General features: G+C 65.3%; 10 protein-coding genes and 1 pseudogene. 9 read left to right on the forward strand and 2 right to left on the reverse strand.

Annotated elements, in window-relative coordinates; all coding sequences use genetic code 11:
• Nucleotides 1-103: 103 nt before the first annotated feature.
• From gnd to pgm, 9 genes and pseudogenes are all read left to right on the forward strand, one after another.
• Nucleotides 104-1135 (forward strand): phosphogluconate dehydrogenase (NAD(+)-dependent, decarboxylating), encoded by a 1032-nt coding sequence (gnd, locus tag KTC28_RS20360; RefSeq protein ID WP_216710862.1) that lies wholly within the window; start codon nt 104-106, stop codon nt 1133-1135.
• An 11-nt stretch (nt 1136-1146) separates the two neighbouring features.
• Nucleotides 1147-2220: a transaldolase gene (gene tal / locus KTC28_RS20365; protein WP_216710861.1), complete on the forward strand. Its 1074-nt coding sequence runs from the start codon at nt 1147-1149 to the stop codon at nt 2218-2220.
• On the forward strand, nt 2217-3830 hold the full coding sequence (pgi, locus tag KTC28_RS20370) for a glucose-6-phosphate isomerase (protein WP_216710860.1): 1614 nt from the start codon (nt 2217-2219) through the stop codon (nt 3828-3830). Before tal ends, pgi begins: the two co-directional genes overlap by 4 nt.
• Nucleotides 3827-4525 carry a ribose-5-phosphate isomerase RpiA gene (rpiA, locus tag KTC28_RS20375; protein ID WP_216710859.1) on the forward strand — a complete coding sequence of 233 codons (699 nt, stop codon included), beginning with the start codon at nt 3827-3829 and terminating at the stop codon, nt 4523-4525. Before pgi ends, rpiA begins: the two co-directional genes overlap by 4 nt.
• A 92-nt stretch (nt 4526-4617) precedes the next feature.
• Nucleotides 4618-7041, forward strand: a complete 2424-nt coding sequence (locus KTC28_RS20380; RefSeq protein WP_216710858.1) for a phosphoketolase family protein — start codon at nt 4618-4620, stop codon at nt 7039-7041.
• Nucleotides 7038-8072 (forward strand): class I fructose-bisphosphate aldolase, encoded by a 1035-nt coding sequence (locus tag KTC28_RS20385; protein WP_226895895.1) that lies wholly within the window; start codon nt 7038-7040, stop codon nt 8070-8072. The genes KTC28_RS20380 and KTC28_RS20385 overlap by 4 nt, the downstream gene beginning before the upstream one ends.
• Entirely contained in the window at nt 8069-8707 is a 639-nt protein-coding gene (locus KTC28_RS20390) for a histidine phosphatase family protein (protein ID WP_226895896.1), read from the forward strand. The genes KTC28_RS20385 and KTC28_RS20390 overlap by 4 nt, the downstream gene beginning before the upstream one ends.
• 3971 nt (nt 8708-12678) lie before the next feature.
• A pseudogene (locus KTC28_RS23365) lies at nt 12679-17412 on the forward strand (glycoside hydrolase family 94 protein).
• An 8-nt stretch (nt 17413-17420) separates the two neighbouring features.
• Entirely contained in the window at nt 17421-19073 is a 1653-nt protein-coding gene (gene pgm, locus KTC28_RS20405; protein WP_216710855.1) for a phosphoglucomutase (alpha-D-glucose-1,6-bisphosphate-dependent), read from the forward strand.
• Between the two features lie 163 nt (nt 19074-19236).
• On the opposite strand, the gene KTC28_RS20410 is transcribed toward pgm, so the two are convergent.
• Together KTC28_RS20410 and KTC28_RS20415 are read right to left on the reverse strand one after the other, a co-directional pair.
• A complete protein-coding gene (locus tag KTC28_RS20410) occupies nt 19237-20538 on the reverse strand; it encodes an IS701 family transposase (protein ID WP_223132306.1) in 1302 nt (433 codons plus the stop codon).
• 104 nt (nt 20539-20642) lie between these two features.
• Nucleotides 20643-21397, reverse strand: a protein-coding gene (locus KTC28_RS20415) for an IS5 family transposase (RefSeq protein ID WP_219774167.1) whose coding sequence is annotated in 2 segments (ribosomal slippage) — nt 20643-21064 and nt 21064-21397 — 756 coding nt in all. Because the reading frame shifts where the segments join, the coding sequence is not laid out codon by codon here.
• Nucleotides 21398-21462: the final 65 nt, after the last annotated feature.

Here is a 21462-nt window from a genome sequence, read left to right on the forward strand (position 1 = left end):
TGAGTAGTTTCCGATGCTCCCCGCCGAGGAGCGACCCAGGCTAGCTAACGCCGCGACTTACGCTCGGCCCCGAATGCGGGGCTGGCGTCGCTGGAGAAACGCGGTGCAGATCGGAATCGTCGGCCTCGGTCGAATGGGGCTCAACATCGCAATCCGGCTGTCTGCCGCCGGCCACGAGTGCGTCGTTTTCGACCATGATCCCGCAGCGGTTGCGGCTGCCGTTGCCGGCGGCGCCAAGGGTGCGGCGGACCCCGCCGCGATGGTTACGAAGCTGGAGTCCCCGCGGATCGTTTGGCTGATGGTGCCTGCTGCCGCTGTGGACGGTGCAATCGACGGGCTGGTGCCGCTGCTGGCGGCGGGCGACATCGTCGTCGACGGCGGCAACAGCAACTACCACGACGACCTGCGACGGGCGCACGCCGTGGAGACCTTAGGCCTCCATTACGTCGATGTCGGCGTCAGTGGCGGCGTTTGGGGCCGGGCGCGCGGCTTCTGCCACATGATCGGGGGCGAGGACGCGATCGTCCGCCATCTGGATCCGATCTTCCGCTCGCTAGCACCGGGCGTCGCTGCGGCGGCGCGGACGCCGGGCGCGGTCGGCGAGCCCGGCAATGCCGAGCTTGGCTACCTCCACTGCGGCCCGACTGGCGCCGGCCATTTCGTGAAGATGGTCCACAATGGAATCGAATACGGCATGATGGCGGCGCTTGCGGAAGGGCTGAATGTCCTGCGCCATGCCAATGCCGGCGCGGCGAATCACGCAGCCGATGCCGAAACTGCGCCGCTGCGCCACCCTGAGCTCTATCGCTACGACTTCGACATCGCCGCCATCGCCGAGATGTGGCGGCGTGGCAGCGTCGTATCGTCGTGGCTGCTCGACCTTGCAGCGGCGGCACTCCTGAAGAGCCCCGGGCTCGATGGTTTTGCAGGAAGGGTATCCGACTCCGGTGAGGGACGCTGGACGTTGCAGGCGGCGATCGATGAGGGCGTTCCCGCGCCGGTGCTTGCCACGGCTCTGTTCGGCCGGTTCGAATCGCGCGGTGAATCCGACTATGCCGATCGCGTGCTCTCGGCGCTCCGCTTCGGCTTCGGCGGCCATCTTGAAAAGCCGGCGGCCGCGCCGGCCCAGCATTGAAGGCCCAGGCCATGCTCGCCACCGCCGCCCTCAGTTCGCTCGGCCAGAGCGTATGGCTCGACAACATCACCCGCGACCTGCTCGATCGCGGCATGCTGCAGACGTATATCGACACGCTGTCCGTCACCGGACTGACCTCGAACCCTACGATTTTCGACAAGGCGATCGCCGGCAGCACTGCTTATGACGCGGAAATCCGGCAGCGCCATGCGACGGGCGAAAGCGACGAGGACCTGTTCTTCCATCTCGCGATTGCCGACCTGCAACGCGCCGCCGACCTGTTCGCGCCCGTCCACACCGCCCGTTGCGGCGTCGACGGCTTTGTTTCGCTCGAAGTGTCGCCCCGGCTCGCGCACGACACCGACGCCACCATCGCGCAGGCCAAGGCGCTTCACGCCCGCGGGGCGCGTGCCAACCTGTTCATGAAAGTTCCCGGCACCGCGGAAGGCGCACCTGCCATTTCTGAATGCCTGTTCGCCGGCGTGCCGGTCAACGTCACGCTGCTGTTCTCGGTCGAGCAGTACCAGGCGGCGGCCGACGCTTGGCTGACCGGGCTCGAACGACGCGTCGACGCGGGGCTGGCGCCGGATATCGCCTCGGTCGCGTCGCTGTTCGTCAGCCGCTGGGACGTGGCTGTCGCCGACCGGGTCCCCCCGTCGCTGCGTAATACGCTGGGGATCGCGGTCGCCGGACAAGTCTATCGCGCCTATCGCGAAATGATGGCGTCCGACCGTTTCCAGCGGCTGCAGAATCTTGGCGCGCGGCCGCAGCGGTTGTTGTTCGCCAGCACCGGCACCAAGGACCCCAAAGCATCGGACACTCTCTATGTCGACGCGCTAGCGGCGCCCAACACGATCAACACCATGCCCGAGAAGACGTTGCGCGCTTACGGCAAGGAAGGTCGGCAGCCGCTTGCGATGGTCCATGAAGCGGGCGCTGCCGATGCCATTGTCGCGCGACATGCCGCCGCCGGGATCGATATCGACGCGCTCGGCACGCAGCTACAGGACGAAGGCGCGGGTTCGTTTGTCGCGTCGTGGGCGAGCCTGCTCGCGGCGATCGCCGCCAAGCGGGCAGCGGCATGACTCCGAGCCCCGCCTGGGCAGCGCTTACCGCGCATCATGTCCGCGTCGCGGATGTGCACCTGCGGGACCTGTTCGCGGAAGACGAGGGGCGGGCGGCTAGCTTCTCGGCGAAGGGCGCCGGCTTGTTTCTCGACTATTCGAAAAACCGCATCACCGATGAAACGCTGGTGCTGCTGCTTGCGCTCGCCGCCGAGCGCGACGTCACCGGCCGCCGCGATGCGATGTTCGCCGGCGAACACATTAACACCAGCGAGAATCGCGCGGTTCTTCACGTCGCATTGCGGGCGCGGCCCGGCGAGCGAATTACGACCGGCGGTGTCGATGTGGTGCCCGAGGTCCACCGCGTCCTGGCGGCAATGGCGGGATTTGCCGAAGGCGTGCGCAGCGGCGCGCTGACAGGCCACCGCGGCCAGCGCTTCAGGACGGTCGTCAACATCGGTATCGGCGGCTCTTATCTGGGTCCCGAGATGGCCTGTCTCGCCTTGCGCGAATTCCGCCATCCCGGCCTCGACTTCCGCTTTGTCGCCAATGTCGACGGGGCGGCATTTACGGCCGCTACTGCAGACCTCGACGCCGCCACGACCCTGTTCATCGTCGCCTCCAAGACCTTCACGACACTCGAGACCATGGCCAACGCCGGCGCGGCCCGCGCGTGGCTGGTCGAGCGGCTGGGCAGCGAGGCTGCCGTAGCCAGCCACTTCGCTGCGGTTTCGACCAATATTGAAGGCGCCGTCGCGTTCGGCATCGACCGAGCACGCATATTCGGCTTCTGGGACTGGGTTGGCGGCCGCTATTCGATCGACAGCGCCGTCGGGCTGTCGACGATGATCGCCATCGGTGCCCAAAGTTTCCAAGCGATGCTCGGCGGCTTTCATGCCATGGACGAGCATTTCCGCAACGCACCACCCGCCGCCAATTTGCCGATGCTGCTGGGGCTAATCTCAATCTGGTACGACGATTTCTTCGGTGCCCAGACGCTCGCCGTGATCCCCTATGCCGCTGATCTGGCGCGGTTTCCCGCCTATCTCCAGCAGCTCCAGATGGAGAGCAACGGCAAGCATGTCGACCTCTCCGGACACCCGGTCGGTTGTGACACTGCGCCGATTATCTGGGGCGAGCCGGGCACCGACGGCCAGCACAGCTTTTTCCAGCTGCTCCACCAGGGGACGCGCCTGGTGCCGTGCGACCTGATCGGCTTCTGCCATCCAACCAGCCCGCTCGCAGGTCAGCACGACCTGCTGATGGCCAGTCTGTTCGCCCAAGCTGAGGCACTCGCGTTCGGCCGGACGGCCGCGACCCTGTCGGCTGCGGGTTCGCCCGCCGCCCAGACGCCGTTCCGCGTTACAGAGGGCAACCGACCGACCAACGTCATCCTCGCCGATCGGCTCGACCCGGCAACGCTCGGGGCGCTGGTCGCCCTCTACGAGCACAGCGTTTTCACCCAGGGTGCGATCTGGGGGATCGACAGTTTCGATCAGTGGGGCGTCGAGCTGGGCAAGGACCTCGCCGGGGCCATCATCCCCGAGCTCGACCGGAGCACGGCGCCGACGCTGGCGCACGATGCCTCGACCAATTCCCTTATAGCACGCTACCTGGGTCGGCGCGGGTGAATGACGCCGCCACCTTCAAGCAGCAGGCCGGCGAAGCGGCGGCGGCGCTCGTCGAGCCCGGCATGGTGGTGGGCCTCGGCACGGGGACCACGGCAATCTTCGCCATCCGGCGGATCGCGGCGCGGTGGCGCGGTGGCGAACTGCCCGGTCTGGTCGCGGTTGCGACCTCCACCAAGACCGCGGTCGCGGCGCAGGCGCTCGGCATCCCGCTGCTCGGCGACGACATGCCTCGCGCGATCGACCTGGTCATCGACGGCGCCGATGAAGTCGATCCGGCGCTCGATCTTATCAAGGGTGCCGGCGGCGCGCTGGTCCGCGAGAAGATCGTCGCGCAGGCGAGCGACCGTGTCGTGATCGTCGTCGACGCGAGCAAGGTTTCGGACGCGCTCGGCAGCAAGGCTTTGCTACCCATCGAGGTACTAGCTTGGGGCTGGGAGGCGCAACTGCGGTATCTTACTGGTCTCGGTGCGACTGTGACAGCGCGCGAGGCAGATGGTCGCCGCTACCTCACCGATGGCGGGAACATGATTCTGGATTGCGGTTTCGGCACCATCACCGATCCGGCCGGCCTCGCGGCGACGCTCGAAACGCGGGCCGGGATCGCTGGCCACGGCCTTTTCGTTGAGATCGCAGACGACGTTTTCGTCGCCGGCCCCGCGGGCGTCGAACACCGCCGCCGGAGCCGCACTGGGTAGTTTCCGATCCTGCACGGCAGCGGTGACAACCGTTAGCCTGACCTATGTCAACGGCGCACCGGCCATGCGCTCGCCATGTCAGGATGATCCAAATGACTCTCGACGAACCCCGCACCTGCGCGACCGACGAGCCCGAGGCTTTAGCCAACGGCACCGAAGAGCTTGCCTTGATTGATGCCTACTGGCGCGCCGCCAACTATATCTCGGTCGGCCAAATCTATCTTTACGACAATCCGCTGCTGCGCCGGCCGCTAACGCTGGCCGACGTGAAGCCGATGGTCGTGGGGCACTGGGGAACGACCCCGGGACAGAATTTCATCTACGTCCATCTCAACCGCGTCATCCGCAAATTCGATCTCGACATGATCTATGTTGCCGGCCCTGGCCATGGCGGGCCGGCGATTGTTGGCAACGTCTGGCTGGAGGGCAGCTGGAGCGAGGTCTATCCCAACGTCGGCCGCGACGAGGCGGGGATGAAAGCGCTATTTAAGCAATTCTCCTTCCCTGGCGGCATTTCGAGCCATGTCGCACCGACGACACCCGGATCGATCCACGAGGGGGGTGAGCTGGGCTATTCTCTGAGCCACGCTTTTGGCGCGGTGTTCGACAATCCGGACCTGATCGTCGCGTGCGTTGTTGGCGACGGCGAGGCTGAGACTGGTCCGCTCGCGACTTCATGGCAATCAAACAAGTTGCTTAGCGCAAGGACAGATGGTGCCGTCCTACCAATATTGCACCTTAATGGCTTCAAAATCAGCAATCCGACCCTGCTAGCACGAATTCCACACGACGAGCTCGATGCGTACCTCCGCGGATGCGGCTGGGATCCACACTTCGTCGAGGGCGACGATCCCACGACTATGCACGCACGCATGGCCGATGTGCTCGAGACGGTGGTCGCTGCCATTCGTTCGATCCAGCACAATGCCCGACATGGCGGTGCGCCACTCCGCCCAGCATGGCCAATGATCGTGCTCAGGTCACCAAAAGGCTGGACCGGACCGAAGGTTGTCGATGGCATGAAGATCGAAGGGACATTCCGCGCCCACCAGGTGCCGCTCCTTGTCGATCAAGCCCACCCGGCACATCTCCCGCTCCTCGAAAGCTGGATGAAAAGCTACCGCGCTGAGGAGCTGTTCGACGCCCAAGGCTGCCTGATCCCGGAGCTTGCAGCCCTCGCCCCGTCGGGTGCGCGCCGTATGGGTTCAAATCCCCATGCTAATGGCGGCCTGCTTCGGTGCGACCTTGTGATGCCCGATTTCCGCGATCAGGCCGTCGCCGTGCCGACGCCTGGGGGTTGCGATGGGCAGGATATGATCGTGCTCGGCCGTTTCCTGCGGGATGTCGCGTTGTATAATTCGCCACATCGCAATTTTCGCGTTTTCGGCCCTGACGAGACGCTATCCAATCTGCTCGGCGCGGTGTTCGAGGCGACGGATCGGCAATGGGATGCCACCAGCGTTCCAGGCGACGAATTCCTCGCGCCCGTTGGCAGGATCCACGACTCGATGCTGAGCGAGCACCAGTGCCAGGGGTGGCTCGAGGGGTATCTGCTGACTGGCCGTCACGGTCTGTTCAACAGCTACGAGGCCTTTATTCGGATCGTCGATTCGATGTTCAGCCAGCATGCGAAGTGGCTAAAGGTTTGTGCTGAACTGCCGTGGCGGCGCAGCATTTCCTCGCTGAACTACGTCCTCGCATCGCATGTCTGGCAGCAGGATCACAATGGCTTTACCCATCAGGATCCCGGCTTTCTCGATCACGTCATCAACAAGAAAGCCGACATTGTTCGGGTATACTTGCCGCCCGACGGCAATTGCCTGTTGTCGGTCATGGATCACTGCCTGCGAAGTCGCGACTACGTGAACGTCGTCGTCGCTAGTAAGCATTCCCGGCCGCAGTGGCTGTCGATGGATGATGCGATCGTCCATTGCACCAAAGGCATCGGCATCTGGGCCTGGGCGAGCAACGATGCGGGCGCGCGACCTGATATCGTCATGGCCTGTTGCGGCGAGACGCCGACGCTGGAGGTCCTCGCTGCAGTCTCGATCCTGCGCCAGCACCTCCCTGAGCTCAAGATCAGGGTGATCAACGTCGTTGACCTGATGCGGCTGCAGCCCGCGTCGGAGCACCCGCATGGGCTGAGCGAGGCGGAGTACGACGCACTCTTCACCCGCGACGTGCCGATCGTCTTCGCCTTCCACGGCTATCCGTGGCTGGTGCACCGGCTGACCTATGCCCGGGCCAACCGCAACCTCCACGTTCGCGGTTACAAAGAGGAGGGCACAATCACGACCCCCTTCGACATGCGCGTCCAGAACGATCTCGACCGCTTCCATCTGGTTGAGGACGTCATCGACCGGGTGCCGGGCCTCGGCGCGCGCGGAGACTATCTGCGCCAGGCGATGCGCGACAAGCTGATCGTCCACAAACATCACGTCGACACGTGCGGCGAGGATTTGCCCGAGATCTGCGAATGGAGATGGGGCACGCCGCCGGAAGTGTACGCGCCGTGACCGCCGAACTCATCGAAACCGCCCGGCTGCTCGTGGCGTGCGGCAAGGGCCTGCTCGCGATGGACGAGAGCAATGACACCTGCAACCGGCGCTTTGCCGAGGTCGGGATCTCGCAGACCGAAGATGCTCGCCGCCGCTACCGCACGCTCCTGATCACGACGCCGGAACTGAAGGAGTCGATCAGCGGTGCTATCCTGTCCGACGAAACGATCCGGCAACAGGCGCCCGACGGCCGGCCGCTTGTCGCCCTTCTTGCCAATCGCGGTATCGTGCCGGGCATCAAGGTCGATCGCGGTACCCACCGGCTGGCGCTCCACCCCGGCGAGACGGTTACCGAAGGCCTCGACGGATTGGGCGACCGGCTCAGCGATTATGCGGCGCTCGGCGCGCGTTTCGCCAAGTGGCGCGCCGTCCTCGCCATAGGCGACGACCTGCCGAGTGCGGCCGCGATCGCAGCCAATGCCCAGGCCCTCGCCCGCTATGCCGCGCTCTGCCAGGCTGCCGGCATCGTTCCCATCGTCGAGCCGGAAGTCCTAATGACCGGCACCCATTCGTCGGAACGCAGCGGGGAGGCGACCGCGGCGGTGCTGCGCGCGGTCTTCGCCGCCCTGGTCGAACAGGGGGTAAAGCTCGAAGCGATGATCCTGAAACCCAATATGGTGCTTGCCGGGAGCGACTGGCGAGGAGAGACTACGGCCGAAATCGTGGCGGTCGAGACGCTGTCCTGCCTTCTGCGCACAGTGCCGGCGGCGGTCGCTGGCGTCGCCTTCCTGTCCGGCGGCCAGTCCGGCCCGCTCGCGGCCGCACGCCTCGATGCGATCAATCGTTGCCGCTCGCTCGACAGTTCGCGCGCGCCGTGGCCGCTGGTGTTTTCCTTCGCCCGCGCGATCCAGCACCCGGGGCTGCAAATCTGGCAGGGTGACGAGGCCAATGTCGCTTTGGCACAGGCGGCGGTCGGCCACCGCGCGCGCTGCTGCCATGCCGCCATTCATGGTCGCTACGATGCAGCGATGGAAGAGGCGGCGTCGTGAGCGGCGACGCGGGACCTCCGACGATTTACTTCGTGCGTCACGGCGAAACCGCGTGGTCGCTGACTGGGCAGCACACCGGCAGGACCGATCTGGCGCTGACCACGCACGGTGAGGCTCAGGCCCGCGCGCTGGCGCCGGCGCTGCACGGCATCGTTTTTGCGCATGTACTTACAAGTCCGCTGCAGCGTGCCCAGCAAACCTGCGCACTGACCGGGCTAGCGGCTGCGGCGGTAACCGAACCCGACCTGATCGAATGGGACTACGGAAAGTATGAAGGGCTGCGCTCGGCCGAAATTCGCGAGAAGCGCCCTGCCTGGTCGCTGTTCGACGACGGTTGCCCAAGCGGCGAAACGCCCGACCAGGTGGCGGTTCGTGCCGACCGGCTTATCGCCAGGCTCGCCCCTCTGTCGGGCAATATTGCGGTGTTCAGCCACAAGCAGTTCGGTTGCAGCCTCGCGATGCGCTGGATCGATCTAGCCGTCGCCGAGGGTCAAAGGCTGGCGCTCGACACGGCATCGCTGAGCGTGCTCGGCCACGATGCGCGTCACTGCGGAACTCGCGTCATCGAACTCTGGAATTTTGTGCCCGATCGGTTCGCCGCGAGCCGCGTGGAGGTGTCGTCTACGCATCCGTAAGTAGTTTCCGAACCTGCCCTCTTAGCGCACTGAGCATTAATCTTCGACCTCAAACCGGCGGCGACGCGCGCAGCCGTCCAACCGCCATGCCAATCCGTCGCTGGGGCTCCCTGTCGCCCGGGCGCGGTCGCAACCGGTTTCAGGAGTGCGTTTTGTTGCTCAAGTATCTTCGGTCGTGGCTCACCCCGAAGCCGGCGGTGCCAGAGCCGCCGATTTGCGCCGAATTGTTCAGCATTGAGCGACTTGAAATATGCGCCCGCGAGCTTGCCGGCAGCCAGCCGATCGCCGCCAATCCGCGCCACGGACGCTCGATTACGGCACGGCTCAAGGATAACAGCAACGTCCTGACCTCAGCCTATCGTGCCGTCGCTGCCGATCTGGCCGCGCGACGCCCGATCAGCCCGGGCGCGAGCTGGCTGCTCGACAATTTTCACATTGTCGAGGAACAGCTGAGGCAGATCAGCAACGATCTGCCTCGGGGTTTCTACCGCCGGCTACCCAAACTGGCGGAGGGTTCGCTGCGCGGCTACCCACGCGTCTTCGGCATTTCCTGGACCTTGGTCGCCCACACAGACAGCGCCCTCGATGCGGCGCGGATCATTGGGTTCGTCGAGGCTTACGAGACCGTACAACCGCTCGACATCGGCGAGCTCTGGGCGCTCGCTATCACCCTGCGGCTGGTCCTCGTCGAGAACCTGCGCCGGCTGGCGGAAGCCATCCTGATGCAGCAGGCGGCGGGAGACGCAGCGGACAAGCTGGCCAGTCGGATCTTCGGCACGGTTGCAGGGCGGCCGCAGACCGACGATGAGATCGTCGCCTGCCTCGCTGCCGCGCCGTGGTCCAACGCCTTCGCGGTCGAGCTGACTGAACGCTTGCGCCACCAGGACCCCGGCACCGTACCGGCGCTGCGCTGGCTGAACGAACGGCTGGTCGCCGACGGCTCCGATACAAGCCGCATCGTCCATGACGAACTGCAGCGCCAGAGCGCCACCGACGTGACTGTGCGCAACGTCATCACGAGCATGCGCCTCGTCTCGATGATGAACTGGGCGGAAGTCTTTGAGACCTTGAGCCCGGTCGATGCGGTCCTGCGTGGCGCCAGCAACTTCGGTGCGATGGATTTCCCGACGCGCGATCACTATCGCCGGATTATCGAGCTCCTGGCCCGGCAGTCGGGCTTGGCTGAAGTCGAGGTCGCGCAACGCGCCATCACCACCGCGGCGGCGGTCAAGCCGGCGCCGCCGGGCGCAACGCCGCCGCGCGAAGCCGATCCCGGTTACTATCTCATCAACAATGGTCGCCCCGGCTTTGAGGCGGCGATCGGCTGCCGAGTGCCGCCGCAGACAGCGCTGTTCCGGCTTTACACGAATGTCGGCATTCTGAGCTACGTCGCAATGATCGCGTTGCTGACCTTGGCGATACTGGGCCTTGCCCTGTGGGCGGTTGTCGCGGCCGGGGCCGACAGCATGAAGCTGGGCATGTTTGCGATGCTGGGCGTGGTGCCGGCATCCGACATTGCAGTGGCGCTGGTCAATCGCTGGATTACCCGATCGGTCAGCGGCAGCCCGCTGCCTGCGATGGCCTTGCGTCAGGGTATCACCGCCGAATTGCGCACGATGATCGTCATCCCGACCCTGCTCGTCGATGCCGCGGGTGTCGTCGAGCAGCTCGACCGGCTCGAGGATCACCACCTCGGCAACCCGGATGAATATTTCAGCTTTGCGTTGATCTCGGACTGGCTCGATGCGCCGACCGAACATCTTGCCGGCGATCAGGCGCTCGTCGATCAGGCCGCTGCCGGGATCGCGCATCTCAACCACCTGTACGGGCCTGGTCCGGACGGGCCCCGCTTTTTTCTGCTGCACCGCCATCGAATGTGGAATGCCGGCGAAGGCAAATGGATCGGTTGGGAACGGAAGCGCGGCAAGCTTCGCGAGCTCAACCGCCTGCTGCGAGGTGCGACCGATACCAGCTTCATGGCGATCGGCGACGCGGTGGCCGCGTTACCGACCGCCATTCGCTATGTCATTACGCTCGATGTCGATACCCGGCTACCGCTGGGGACGGCGCGCAGGCTGGTCGGTAAGATGGCGCATCCGCTCAATCGCGCCGAGTTCGATGTGCAGGCGGGCATCGTAACGCGCGGCCATGGCATGCTGCAGCCGCGCGTTACCCCATCCCTGCCGCTCAGCAGCAAAGGTTCCCTATTTCAGCGGGCGTTTTCTGGGCCGAACGGTCTCGATCCGTATGCATTCGCGGTTTCTGACGTCTATCAGGACCTGTTCGAGGAAGGCTCATTTACCGGCAAGGGCATCTACGAAGTCGACAGTTTCGAAGCCGCGCTGAACGATCAGTTTCCTGAAAGCACCGTGCTCAGCCACGACCTGCTGGAAGGCATCTTCGCTAGGGCGGCGCTGGCCGCCGACATCGAAGTCGTCGAGGAGTTTCCCTCTCGTTATGCCGTTGCGGCGGCGCGCCAGCATCGCTGGGTACGCGGGGACTGGCAGCTGCTCCCGTGGATTCTCGGTCTTGCCTCTTTCACGAAGGCCGGCCCGCACTCCACCTCAATCCCGCTCATGGGCCGGTGGAAACTAATCGACAATTTGCGCCGGTCGCTGTCAGCTCCGACGGCACTTCTGGCGCTGTTGATCGGCTGGCTCCAGCCGCCCGCCATCGCCGAAGTCTGGACCGGCTGCATCCTGCTGACGATCTGCCTGCCGCCGTTGCTGCCGGCGATTGCCAGCATCATGCCGACACGCGCCGGCATCTCGCTCCGCAACCATTTCCGCACACTGCGCGGCGACTTCGCTTTGGGGCTGATGCAGAGCGGCTTCCTGCTTGTCTTCCTAGCCCATCAGAGCTGGCTGATGATCGATGCCATCGCGCGGACGATGCTGCGGGTCTTCATCCGGCGTCAGCATCTGCTCCAGTGGGTCACTGCGGCGCAGAGCCGCGACGCCCATCGCTTCGATACCCGCGCACTGACGCTGCAAGTCGTCGCCAGCGCCGCCTGCTGCGGCGGGTTTGCGCTGCTGATCGCAGCGTCGGGCGACCGCACGTGGATCGTCGCGGTGCCGTTGCTGACACTGTGGCTGGTGTCGCCGCTGATCGCCTGGCGAGCCAGCCTGCCGCCCGCCGCAGCGGCCAACCTCACGATCACCGACGGCGATGCGATCGCCTTGCGGCTGGTAGCGCGGCGTACCTGGCGGTTCTTCGAAGGGTTCATCACCGCCGACGACAACATGCTGCCGCCCGACAATTTCCAGGAGACCCCGAGGCCGGTCGTCGCCCATCGCACCTCGCCGACCAATATAAGCCTCTACCTATTGTCGATCATCTCGGCGCGCGATTTCGGGTGGATCGGGACCGAGGAAGTAATTGATCGCTGCGAGGCGACCTTCGCGGCCATGGACCGCCTCGAACGCTTTCGCGGCCATTTCTTCAATTGGTACGATACCACCGACCTGCGTTCGCTGGAGCCGCGCTACGTCTCGTCGGTGGACAGCGGCAACCTTGCAGGTCACCTGCTGGCGTTGCGCAATGCGCTTCAGGAAATCGCCGCCGGACCGGTTGTCGGACGGGGCTGGACGGCGGGGATCGAGGACGGTGCCGCATTGCTCGCTGAAGCCATCGAGACGGACCGGGCGGCCGGCAGCCTGCCCGAGCCCGCGGCGGCGTCGATGCTGGCCCGCCTCGAGCTGTTCAACGCTCGATTGTCCGCCAAGGCTTCGGCCCATGGCGAACTGTCGTCGCAGCTGCGCGATCTCGGCGACCACGCCGACGCGCTGGCGGCGGCTGCGCGGCCAGCCGTAGGCTCCAACGACGTCAGCGAAACACTCGCTTGGACCCGGGCGCTCGTTGCAAGCGTCCGTGGCTGGAAGTTGGAGGTCGATGCTGCGAGCCAAGCTGTCGGCGCTCGCCGGCAGCGGCTCGCCAGCCTCGCCGATCGCGCAAAGGCGATGTTCGACGGAATGGCGTTCGGCTTCCTGTTCGATCCCGATCGTGAACTGCTGTCGATCGGCTACCGTGTCGACGATTCGAATCTCGACGCCAATTTCTACGATCTGCTGGCCTCCGAAGCCCGGCTGGCGAGCTTCATCGCCATCGCCAAGGGCGATCTGCCGGCCAAGCACTGGTTTCGGCTGGGTCGCACGCTCACCCCGATCGACGGCAGCTCGGGGCTGATCTCGTGGTCCGGATCGATGTTCGAGTATCTGATGCCGTCGCTGGTGATGCGCGCTCCCGCCGCGAGCCTTCTCGCCCAGACCAATGAGCTGGTCGTCTGGCGTCAGCGTGATTATGCCGAGAAACGGGGGATGCCTTGGGGGATATCGGAGTCGGAATACAACGCCCGCGACCTCGAGCAGACCTACCAGTACTCCAGCTTCGGCATCCCGGACCTCGGTTACAAGCGCGGCCTAGCCGACAATCTGGTGATTGCGCCCTATGCGAGCGGCTTGGCCGCGATGATCGATCCAGCTGCGGCGGCAGCCAATTTCGACAGGATGGCCAAACTGGGTGCGCGCGGAGTCTACGGCTGGTACGAAGCGCTTGATTACACCCGTTCCCGGCTGCCTGACGGGACCAAGATGGCGATCGTGCGCGCGTACATGGCGCACCATCAGGGGATGGTGCTGGTCGGCATCGGCAACGCGCTGCACGACGGCCGGATGCGCGCGCGCTTTCATGCGGAGCCGATCATCCGCGCCTCCGAACTTCTGCTTCAGGAACGCATGCCGCGCGATTTTGCCGTTGCGCGTTCGCCCTCCGAGCTGACCGGCCCCGCCGACCAAGCCGCTGCAACCGCGACGCCCGACAACGACCGACACTATTCGTCGCCGCATTCGCGCATGCCACGCACGCATCTGCTCTCGAACGGCCGACTTTCGACGATGCTGACGGCAACGGGATCGGGCTATTGCCGCTGGAACGACATCGCGATCACGCGCTGGCGCGAAGACGTGACCTGCGACGAGCGCGGCGCCCACATCTTCCTTCGTGACTGCGACAACGGCGCGGCATGGTCGGCAGGCTTCCGACCGACCAATGTCGAGCCCGCGCAGTACGACGTCGCCTATTCCGAAAGCGCCGCCCGGATCACCCGCATCGACGACGATCTCGAGACCGCCTTGGAAGTCATGGTGTCGCCGGACGACGACGCCGAGGTGCGACAGCTCTCAATCGTAAACCACGGCACCCGTGACCGGTTCATCGACGTCACCTCCTATGCGGAGCTGGTCTTGGCGCGACAGTCCGACGATCTGGCACACCCCGCATTCGGGGCGTTGTTTGTCGAAACCGAGTTCATTCCCGATTTGGGTGCGCTGCTGGCGACCCGCCGACGCCGCAATGCGAGCGATCCTGAGGTCTGGGCCGCGCACCTCAGCGTGGTCGATGGCGAGGCGACCGCCGAGGTCCAGTACGAGACCGACCGGGCGCGGTTCATAGGCCGCGGCCGCACGGTCGAAGCGCCCGCCGCCATCACCAACGGCTGGCCCTTGTCGAACTCGGTCGGAGCCCTGCTCGACCCGGTCTTCAGCCTGCGTCGGCAGGTTCGTGTACCGGTAGGTTCGAGCGTCCGCATCAGTTTCTGGACCTTGGTCGCGGCGTCGCGCGAGGCCGTGATTGCGCTCGCGGACCGTCACCATGATACGGTCGCCTTCGAACGCACCGGCACCCTGGCCTGGACCCAGGCACAGATGCAGTTGCGTCACCTCGGCATCAATAGCGGCGAGGCGCAGCTCTTCCAGCGCCTCGCCAGCCACGTGCTATTTTCCGATCCCGCGCTCAGGCCCTCGTCGATCGATATCCAGCGCTGGGCCGGGCCGCCGTCCACGCTCTGGGCGGCGGGCATCTCCGGGGATTTGCCGATCGTCATGGTGCGGATCAGTGACGATGCGCATCTCGACCTGGTTCGAGATGTGCTTCGCGCGCACGAATATTGGCGGCTGAAGCGGCTCGCGGTGGACGTCGTCATCATCAACGAGCGCGGCGTGTCGTATGCCGAGGGCTTGCAGGCTGCGCTCGATGCGTTGGTCAGGATATTCCAGTCACTCTCCGGAGAAGCGGACAGGTCCGCGGGTGCGGTGTTCATGCTGCGCGCCGACCTTATCGCGCCCGAACTGGGCGGCCTGATCGCCGGCTGTGCCCGCGCCGTGCTGTACGGCGACAGGGGTACGCTCGCCGACCAGCTGCGACGCGCAGGCGACGCGGATGACCGGAATGCCGGCGACTCGTTGCGCACGCCGCCAAGTGTTGTGACGCGACCGGCGGCGCCGCCCCTCCCCACGCTCGAGTACTTTAACGGCAGCGGCGGGTTCGATAGCGACGGGCGCGACTATGTGACTATCCTGGATGACGGCCGGACGACGCCGGCACCGTGGCTCAACGTCATCGCCAACCCCGGCTTCGGCTTTCAGGCGAGCGCTGACGGCAGTGGATTTACCTGGGCGCGCAATAGCCAGCAGAATCAGCTGACGCCCTGGTCGAACGATCCGGTCTGCGATCCGCCCGGCGAGGCGATCTACATCCGCGACGAGGACACCGGTGCCGTCTGGACGCCGACCGGGCTGCCGATCCGCGATCCCGCCGCCCGCTACACTGTCCGCCACAGCCAGGGGTTCAGCTGTTTTGAAACGTCCGCTCACGGCACTGCCCTGTCGCTGACTCAGTTTGTCCCGGTCGACGATCCGATTAAGATCTCGGTACTCCGTATTCACAACGAGTCCGGCCGCCCTCGCTAGTTGTCGGTCACAGCCTATGTCGAGTGGGTGCTTGGCCAAAGCCGGTCGGCAAGCGCCCCGTTCGTCATAACCGAGGTCGATCCCGGGACGGGTGCCATCTTCGCGCGTAACCGGTGGAACGCGGCCTTCGGCGACGATGTCGCCTTTGCCGACCTGAACGGCGCACAGACTTCGCTGACCGCGGATCGCACCGAATTTCTCGGCCGCAACGGCGCCATGGAGCGGCCGCAGGCGCTGGCGTCGGGGCGGCCACTGTCGGGCAGCGTCGGTGCGGGTCTCGACCCGTGCGCCGCGCTGCAAACGAGGCTGCAGCTGCCGCCCGGTGCAACCGCCGAAATCGTCTGCTTTCTCGGGCAGGCGGACTGCACCGCAGCGGCGCAGGCGCTGCTGGCGAAGTATCGCGCCGCCGACCTCGACGCCGTGTTGGCTGCCGTGACCACTCAATGGGATGCAACGCTTGGCGTCCTCCAGATCAGCACCCCCGATCGCGCGCTCGACGTCATGTTCAATCGCTGGATGCCATATCAGACGCTCGCCTGCCGGGTGTGGGCGCGCACTGCCTTTTATCAGGCGAGCGGGGCATATGGGTTCCGCGACCAGTTGCAGGACGTGCTGGCGCTGTGCGTGGCGCGACCGGAGATTGCCCGCGCCCATCTCCTGCGTGCCGCCGCCCGCCAGTTCGCAGAGGGCGACGTCCAGCATTGGTGGCTGCCCGAGTCCGGGCGTGGTGTCCGCACCCGGGTCTCGGACGACCGCGCGTGGTTGGCCTATGCGATTGCGCACTATGTGATGGTAACCGGCGACGCTGCCATTCTCGATGAACCGGTACCGTTTATTGCCGGTCCAGTACTGGCCGACGGCGAACGCGACGCCTTCTTCCAACCGACCACGAGTGCGGAGCGACCCAGCCTGTTCGACCATATGGCGCTGGCGCTCGACGCCAGCCTCGCGACCGGTGCGCACGGCCTGCCGTTGATCGGAACCGGCGACTGGAACGACGGCCTGGATGCGGTCGGCGCTGGCGGCCACGGCGAGAGCGTCTGGCTTGGGTGGTTTCTCTACGGCGCACTATCCGACTGCGCGTTACTGGCCGATCATCGCGGGCTGCCAGACAAGGCCGATGCCTGGCGCCGCCATGGTAACTTGCTGAGGTCGGCGCTCGATGACGTTGGCTGGGACGGAGACTGGTATCGACGCGCCTTCTTCGACGACGGAACCGTACTGGGTTCGGTCGGCGACCGGGAATGTCGGATCGATTCAATCGCCCAGTCGTGGGCCGTGATCTCGGGCGCGGGCGATCCGGCCCGCGCGACCCGCGCGATGGCCGCTCTCAACCGGTACCTGGTACGGCGCGATGACGGCCTAGTGCTGCTGTTCGAGCCGCCCTTCGACAAGCCGGATCGCGATCCCGGCTATATCAAGGGCTATCCTCCCGGCATTCGCGAGAATGGCGGCCAGTACACCCATGCCGCGACCTGGGCGGCACTGGCATTTGCGCTGCAGGGCGACGGGGATCGAGCCGGCGAAATCATATCGATGCTCAATCCGATCCGCCACAGCGACACGGCGGTGGCAATCAACCGCTACAAGGTCGAGCCCTATGCGATCTGCGCCGATGTCTATTCGCAAGCGCCGCATGTCGGGCGCGGCGGCTGGACTTGGTACACCGGGTCGGCCGCGTGGATGTATCGCGTGTCGCTGGAGGGGCTCCTCGGCTTCCGGCTGAGCGGCGCGACGTTGCGGATCGACCCGTGTATTCCCCGCGACTGGCCGAGCTTCGGCATCGTCTATCGCCACGGCTTGACCACCTACGACATCGTCGTCGACAATCCCGACAGCGTGTGTCGCGGCGTCGTCGCCGTCCAGCTCGACGCCGCGGCGCTCCCCCCTTCGGCACCCGTAGTGCTGGTCGACGACGGCGCAACCCACCGCCTGCACATCACCCTCGGCTCCACATCCTAGAGGTCGCCATGCCCGAAACCATAAGCCCCCTTGCCGGCAAGCCGGCGCCGCGGTCGCTGCTCGTCAACGTGCCGAAGCTGTTGACCGCGTATTTCACGCTGGTGCCCGATACGGCCATCGCAGCGCAGCGGGTGTCGTTCGGCACCTCGGGGCATCGCGGGTCTGCGTTTGCGAGCGCCTTCAACGAGGCCCATGTCCTTGCGATCACCCAGGCGATTTGCACGTGGCGCCGGCAGGCCGGCGTCGACGGCCCGTTGTTTCTCGGCATGGACACCCATGCGCTATCCGAAGCTGCCTTCGCCAGCGCCGTCGAAGTGCTTGCCGCCAACGGCGTCGAGACGATGATCGACGACGCTGGCGGCTATACTCCGACGCCGGTCATCTCTCACGCCATCCTCGGCTACAACAAGGGGCGGAGGGCCGGCCTCGCCGACGGCATCGTCATTAGTCCCTCGCACAACCCGCCCGACGAAGGTGGCTTCAAGTACAACCCCGCCAACGGCGGTCCCGCCGATACCGACATCACCGGCGCGATCGAGGCGGCGGCGAACGGCTTGCTCGCTGATGGGCTGAGGGATGTGCGCCGCATCCCATACGCGAGAGCGCGCAAGGCCGCATGCATCCACGAGCACGACTATGTCACACCCTACGTCGTCAGCCTCGGCGACGTCGTCGACATGGCGGTGATCAGCGCGGCTGGCGTGCGCGTCGGCATCGACCCGCTGGGCGGTGCCGCCGTCCATTATTGGCAGCCAATCGTCGATCGCTACAAGCTGGCGGCGAAGGTGGTGAACGACGTGATCGATCCGACATTCGCCTTCATGACCGTCGATCACGACGGCAAGATCCGGATGGATTGCTCGTCGCCTTGGGCGATGACCAAGCTGGTGGCGTTACGCGACAGTTACGACGTCGCGTTCGCCAACGACACCGACGCCGACCGTCACGGCATCGTCTGCCCGTCTGCCGGACTGATGCAGCCGAACGAATTCCTCGTCGCTGCGATCGACTATCTGTGCCGAAACCGGCCTGATTGGACCGGCGCCGGGGCGATCGGGAAGACCGCGGTTTCCAGCGCGATGATCGACAGGGTGACGGCGAGGCTCGGACGCAAGCTGTTCGAGGTGCCGGTCGGTTTTAAGTGGTTCAGTACCGGGCTGATGGACGGATCGCTCGTATTCGGCGGCGAGGAAAGTGCTGGCGCCTCGTTCCTCCGCCGCGACGGCACCGTTTGGACCACCGACAAGGACGGGTTGATCATGGGCCTGCTGGCAGCCGAGATAACTGCCCGCACCGGCATGGATCCGGGCCGCTATCATGCGCAGGCAACCGCCGGACTTGGGAAGTCGCATTATGCTCGTACCGACGCTCCGGCGTCGCAGGAGCAGCGCGCTAAGCTCGCAAAGCTCTCGCCCGAAGCAGTAACAGCGACCTCGCTGGGCGACGAGCCCGTCCTAGCGGCGCTGGACCGCGCACCCGGCAACGACGAGCCGATCGGCGGGATCAAGATTGTGGCGCATGATGGCTGGTTCGCCGCCCGCCCGTCGGGGACCGAAAATATCTACAAGATCTACGCCGAGAGTTTCCGCGACGCCGCGCATCTCGGGCAGATCGAGGGTGAGGCCCACGCGCTGATCGACCACCTGTTCGGGCAGGCTTAAGGGCCCTGGCCTGGCTTGCGGCCGCCGGAGGCAAGGAGTTGGCCGCCCTGCAGCGGACTTGCCCGCCATGAGTAGATCCCGAAGCTGTTGAGTCCCGAGCAGCGGCGTAGAGATGACCTAGCACTACTTTGGCAGATTAGATTTTGCAGGCGGGGTGAGGTGTTCATTGCAGTGCGGGCATCGCATCGGTGGCGCCCTCGCGAACAGATCGACGATCGCCTGCCTGACGGCGGGCATGCTTGGTTGAGGGGGTGGTCCTGAGACTCTTTTTTTTCCGTCCCGCTGCGGCGAGGCGGCGGGACTGGAGGAAGGCGTAGGCGATCATCGTCATCAAGGCGTGTCGATGCAGGCCTGTCCACGATCGACCTTCAAAGTGGTCGAGGCCGAGTTCTTCCTTGAGCTGCTGGTGCGCCTGCTCGCAGATCCATCGCGCCTTGATTGCGCCGGCGAGCGTTTTGATCGCGGTGTCGGCAGGCAGGTTCGAGAGGTAGTATTTGCGCTCGCCGGTCGAACGATGCTCACCAACCAGCCACACTTCTTCACCCGGCAGATGCTGGCCGCCCATGTCGCGGATACGCTGGGTCGGGCCGTCGGCGACACGCACGCGCAGTGCGGCGAAGCGCGCGGCCAGTCGCCCTTTCGTACCCCGTCGCCAACTGACCCGTTTCCATGGCTGCCCGGCGAGCAACGTCTCGGACGCAACAGATTTTGCATCGGGGATATGGTGTTGACGAGGTCGGCCATGTCCCGCGATCGGGAAGATCATCGCGACATCAGCCGGATAGACCTTCTGCCGGCCGGGTATGCCGACCGCCCAGGACAGGCCGCGCTCGCTCAGCGCCTGGCGGAACGGCGCGCTCATGCCATATCCGGCATCCGCCAGCACACAGCCGAAGCGCACGCCCGCGGCCGTGACCCGGTCGATCTCGGCGATGGCGATCTCAGGCTTGGTCAAGGCGACCTGCCGGTCGGCGGGCACCTTCGCCTTCGTCATGCGCTCGGGATCGCTGGTCCAACTCTCCGGCAGGAACAGGCGCAGACCCACCATCACTGGCACCTCGCGCGATGCGAGTGTCACCGACACGAGCGTCTGGCAGTTCGCGTTCTTGCCGAGCGAGGACGCATATTGCGGCGCGACACCGACCGAGTGGCGCCCCTTCTTCGGCATCGCGGTGTCGTCGATCACAAGGAAGGCATCGCCGCCGCCGACCAACCGGTCGGCTTCGGTCAGCAGCGCCGCGTCGAGCGGAGCACTATCCCAGACCCCTGCCGCCACGAAGTGATGAAGCTGGTCATACCCAATGGCATCGTCGCGAGCCGCCATCGGCTGGACGCTCTTGCGGTCTCCAGGGCCGATCAGGCCGGCAACATAAGCGGGACACATCCGTGCCCGCTTCTTATGACCCAGCGCCGTCAAAAACGGCGCCAGCCAAACCTCAAGGTCGCTTCGCCATTCTCCGCCCATCGCCAGCCTCCATAGCTGGCTCCCTATGAATCACGCAAAACTACCCAAGGGAATCCCAAAAATTATGCTTCTGCCAAAGTAGTGCTAGGCTCAGGACTCATTGATCACAGCCAGAAGATGACGGTCGCGGCGAGCGCGATGGCCGAGAAGAAGGCGTGCGCGCAGCGGTCATAGCGGGTGTGGATGCGCCGCCAGTCCTTGAGCCTGCCGAACATGTTCTCGATGCGGTGACGTTGCCGGTAGAGGGTTCGGTCATGCGGGATCGGGGTTTTACGGTTGGCCTTCGATGGGATGCAGGGTGTGATGCCCTTGGCGATCAGGGCGGCGCGGAACCAGTCGGCGTCATAGCCGCGGTCACCGAGCATGGCCCTCGCTTTGGGCAGGGCGTCGAGCATCAGCGCTGCGCCCTTGTAGTCGCTGGTCTGCCCCTCGGTGAGGAGCATGACCAGCGGTCGGCCCTGGCCGTCGCAGACCGCGTGCAGCTTGGAGTTCAGGCCGCCTTTGGTGCGTCCGATACATCGGGGAAGAGCCCCTTTTTGAGGAGGCTCGCGGCGGTTCGGTGTGCCTTCAGGTGGGTCGCATCGATCATCAACTGGTCGGGCTTGCCGCCTTTTGCCGCCAGCGCTGCAAAGATACGGTTGAACACACCCAGCCGGCTCCAGCGGATGAAGCGGTTGTAGATCGTCTTGTGCGGACCGTAGTCCTTGGGCGCATCGCGCCAACGCAGCCCGTTCCTGATCACGAAGATGATCCCGCTGATCACTCGCCGGTCGTCAACGCGCGGCACCCCATGCGACAGGGGAAAGTGCGGCTCGATCCGACGCATCTGTGCCGCCGACAACCAGATCAAATCACTCATCACGACGCCTCCCTGGCGTCGCCATTGAATCAACCGATCACCGTCTCCGCAAGCACTTTAATAGG

Source organism: Polymorphobacter megasporae (genome assembly GCF_018982885.2).
GTDB classification, from domain to species: domain Bacteria; phylum Pseudomonadota; class Alphaproteobacteria; order Sphingomonadales; family Sphingomonadaceae; genus Polymorphobacter_B; species Polymorphobacter_B megasporae.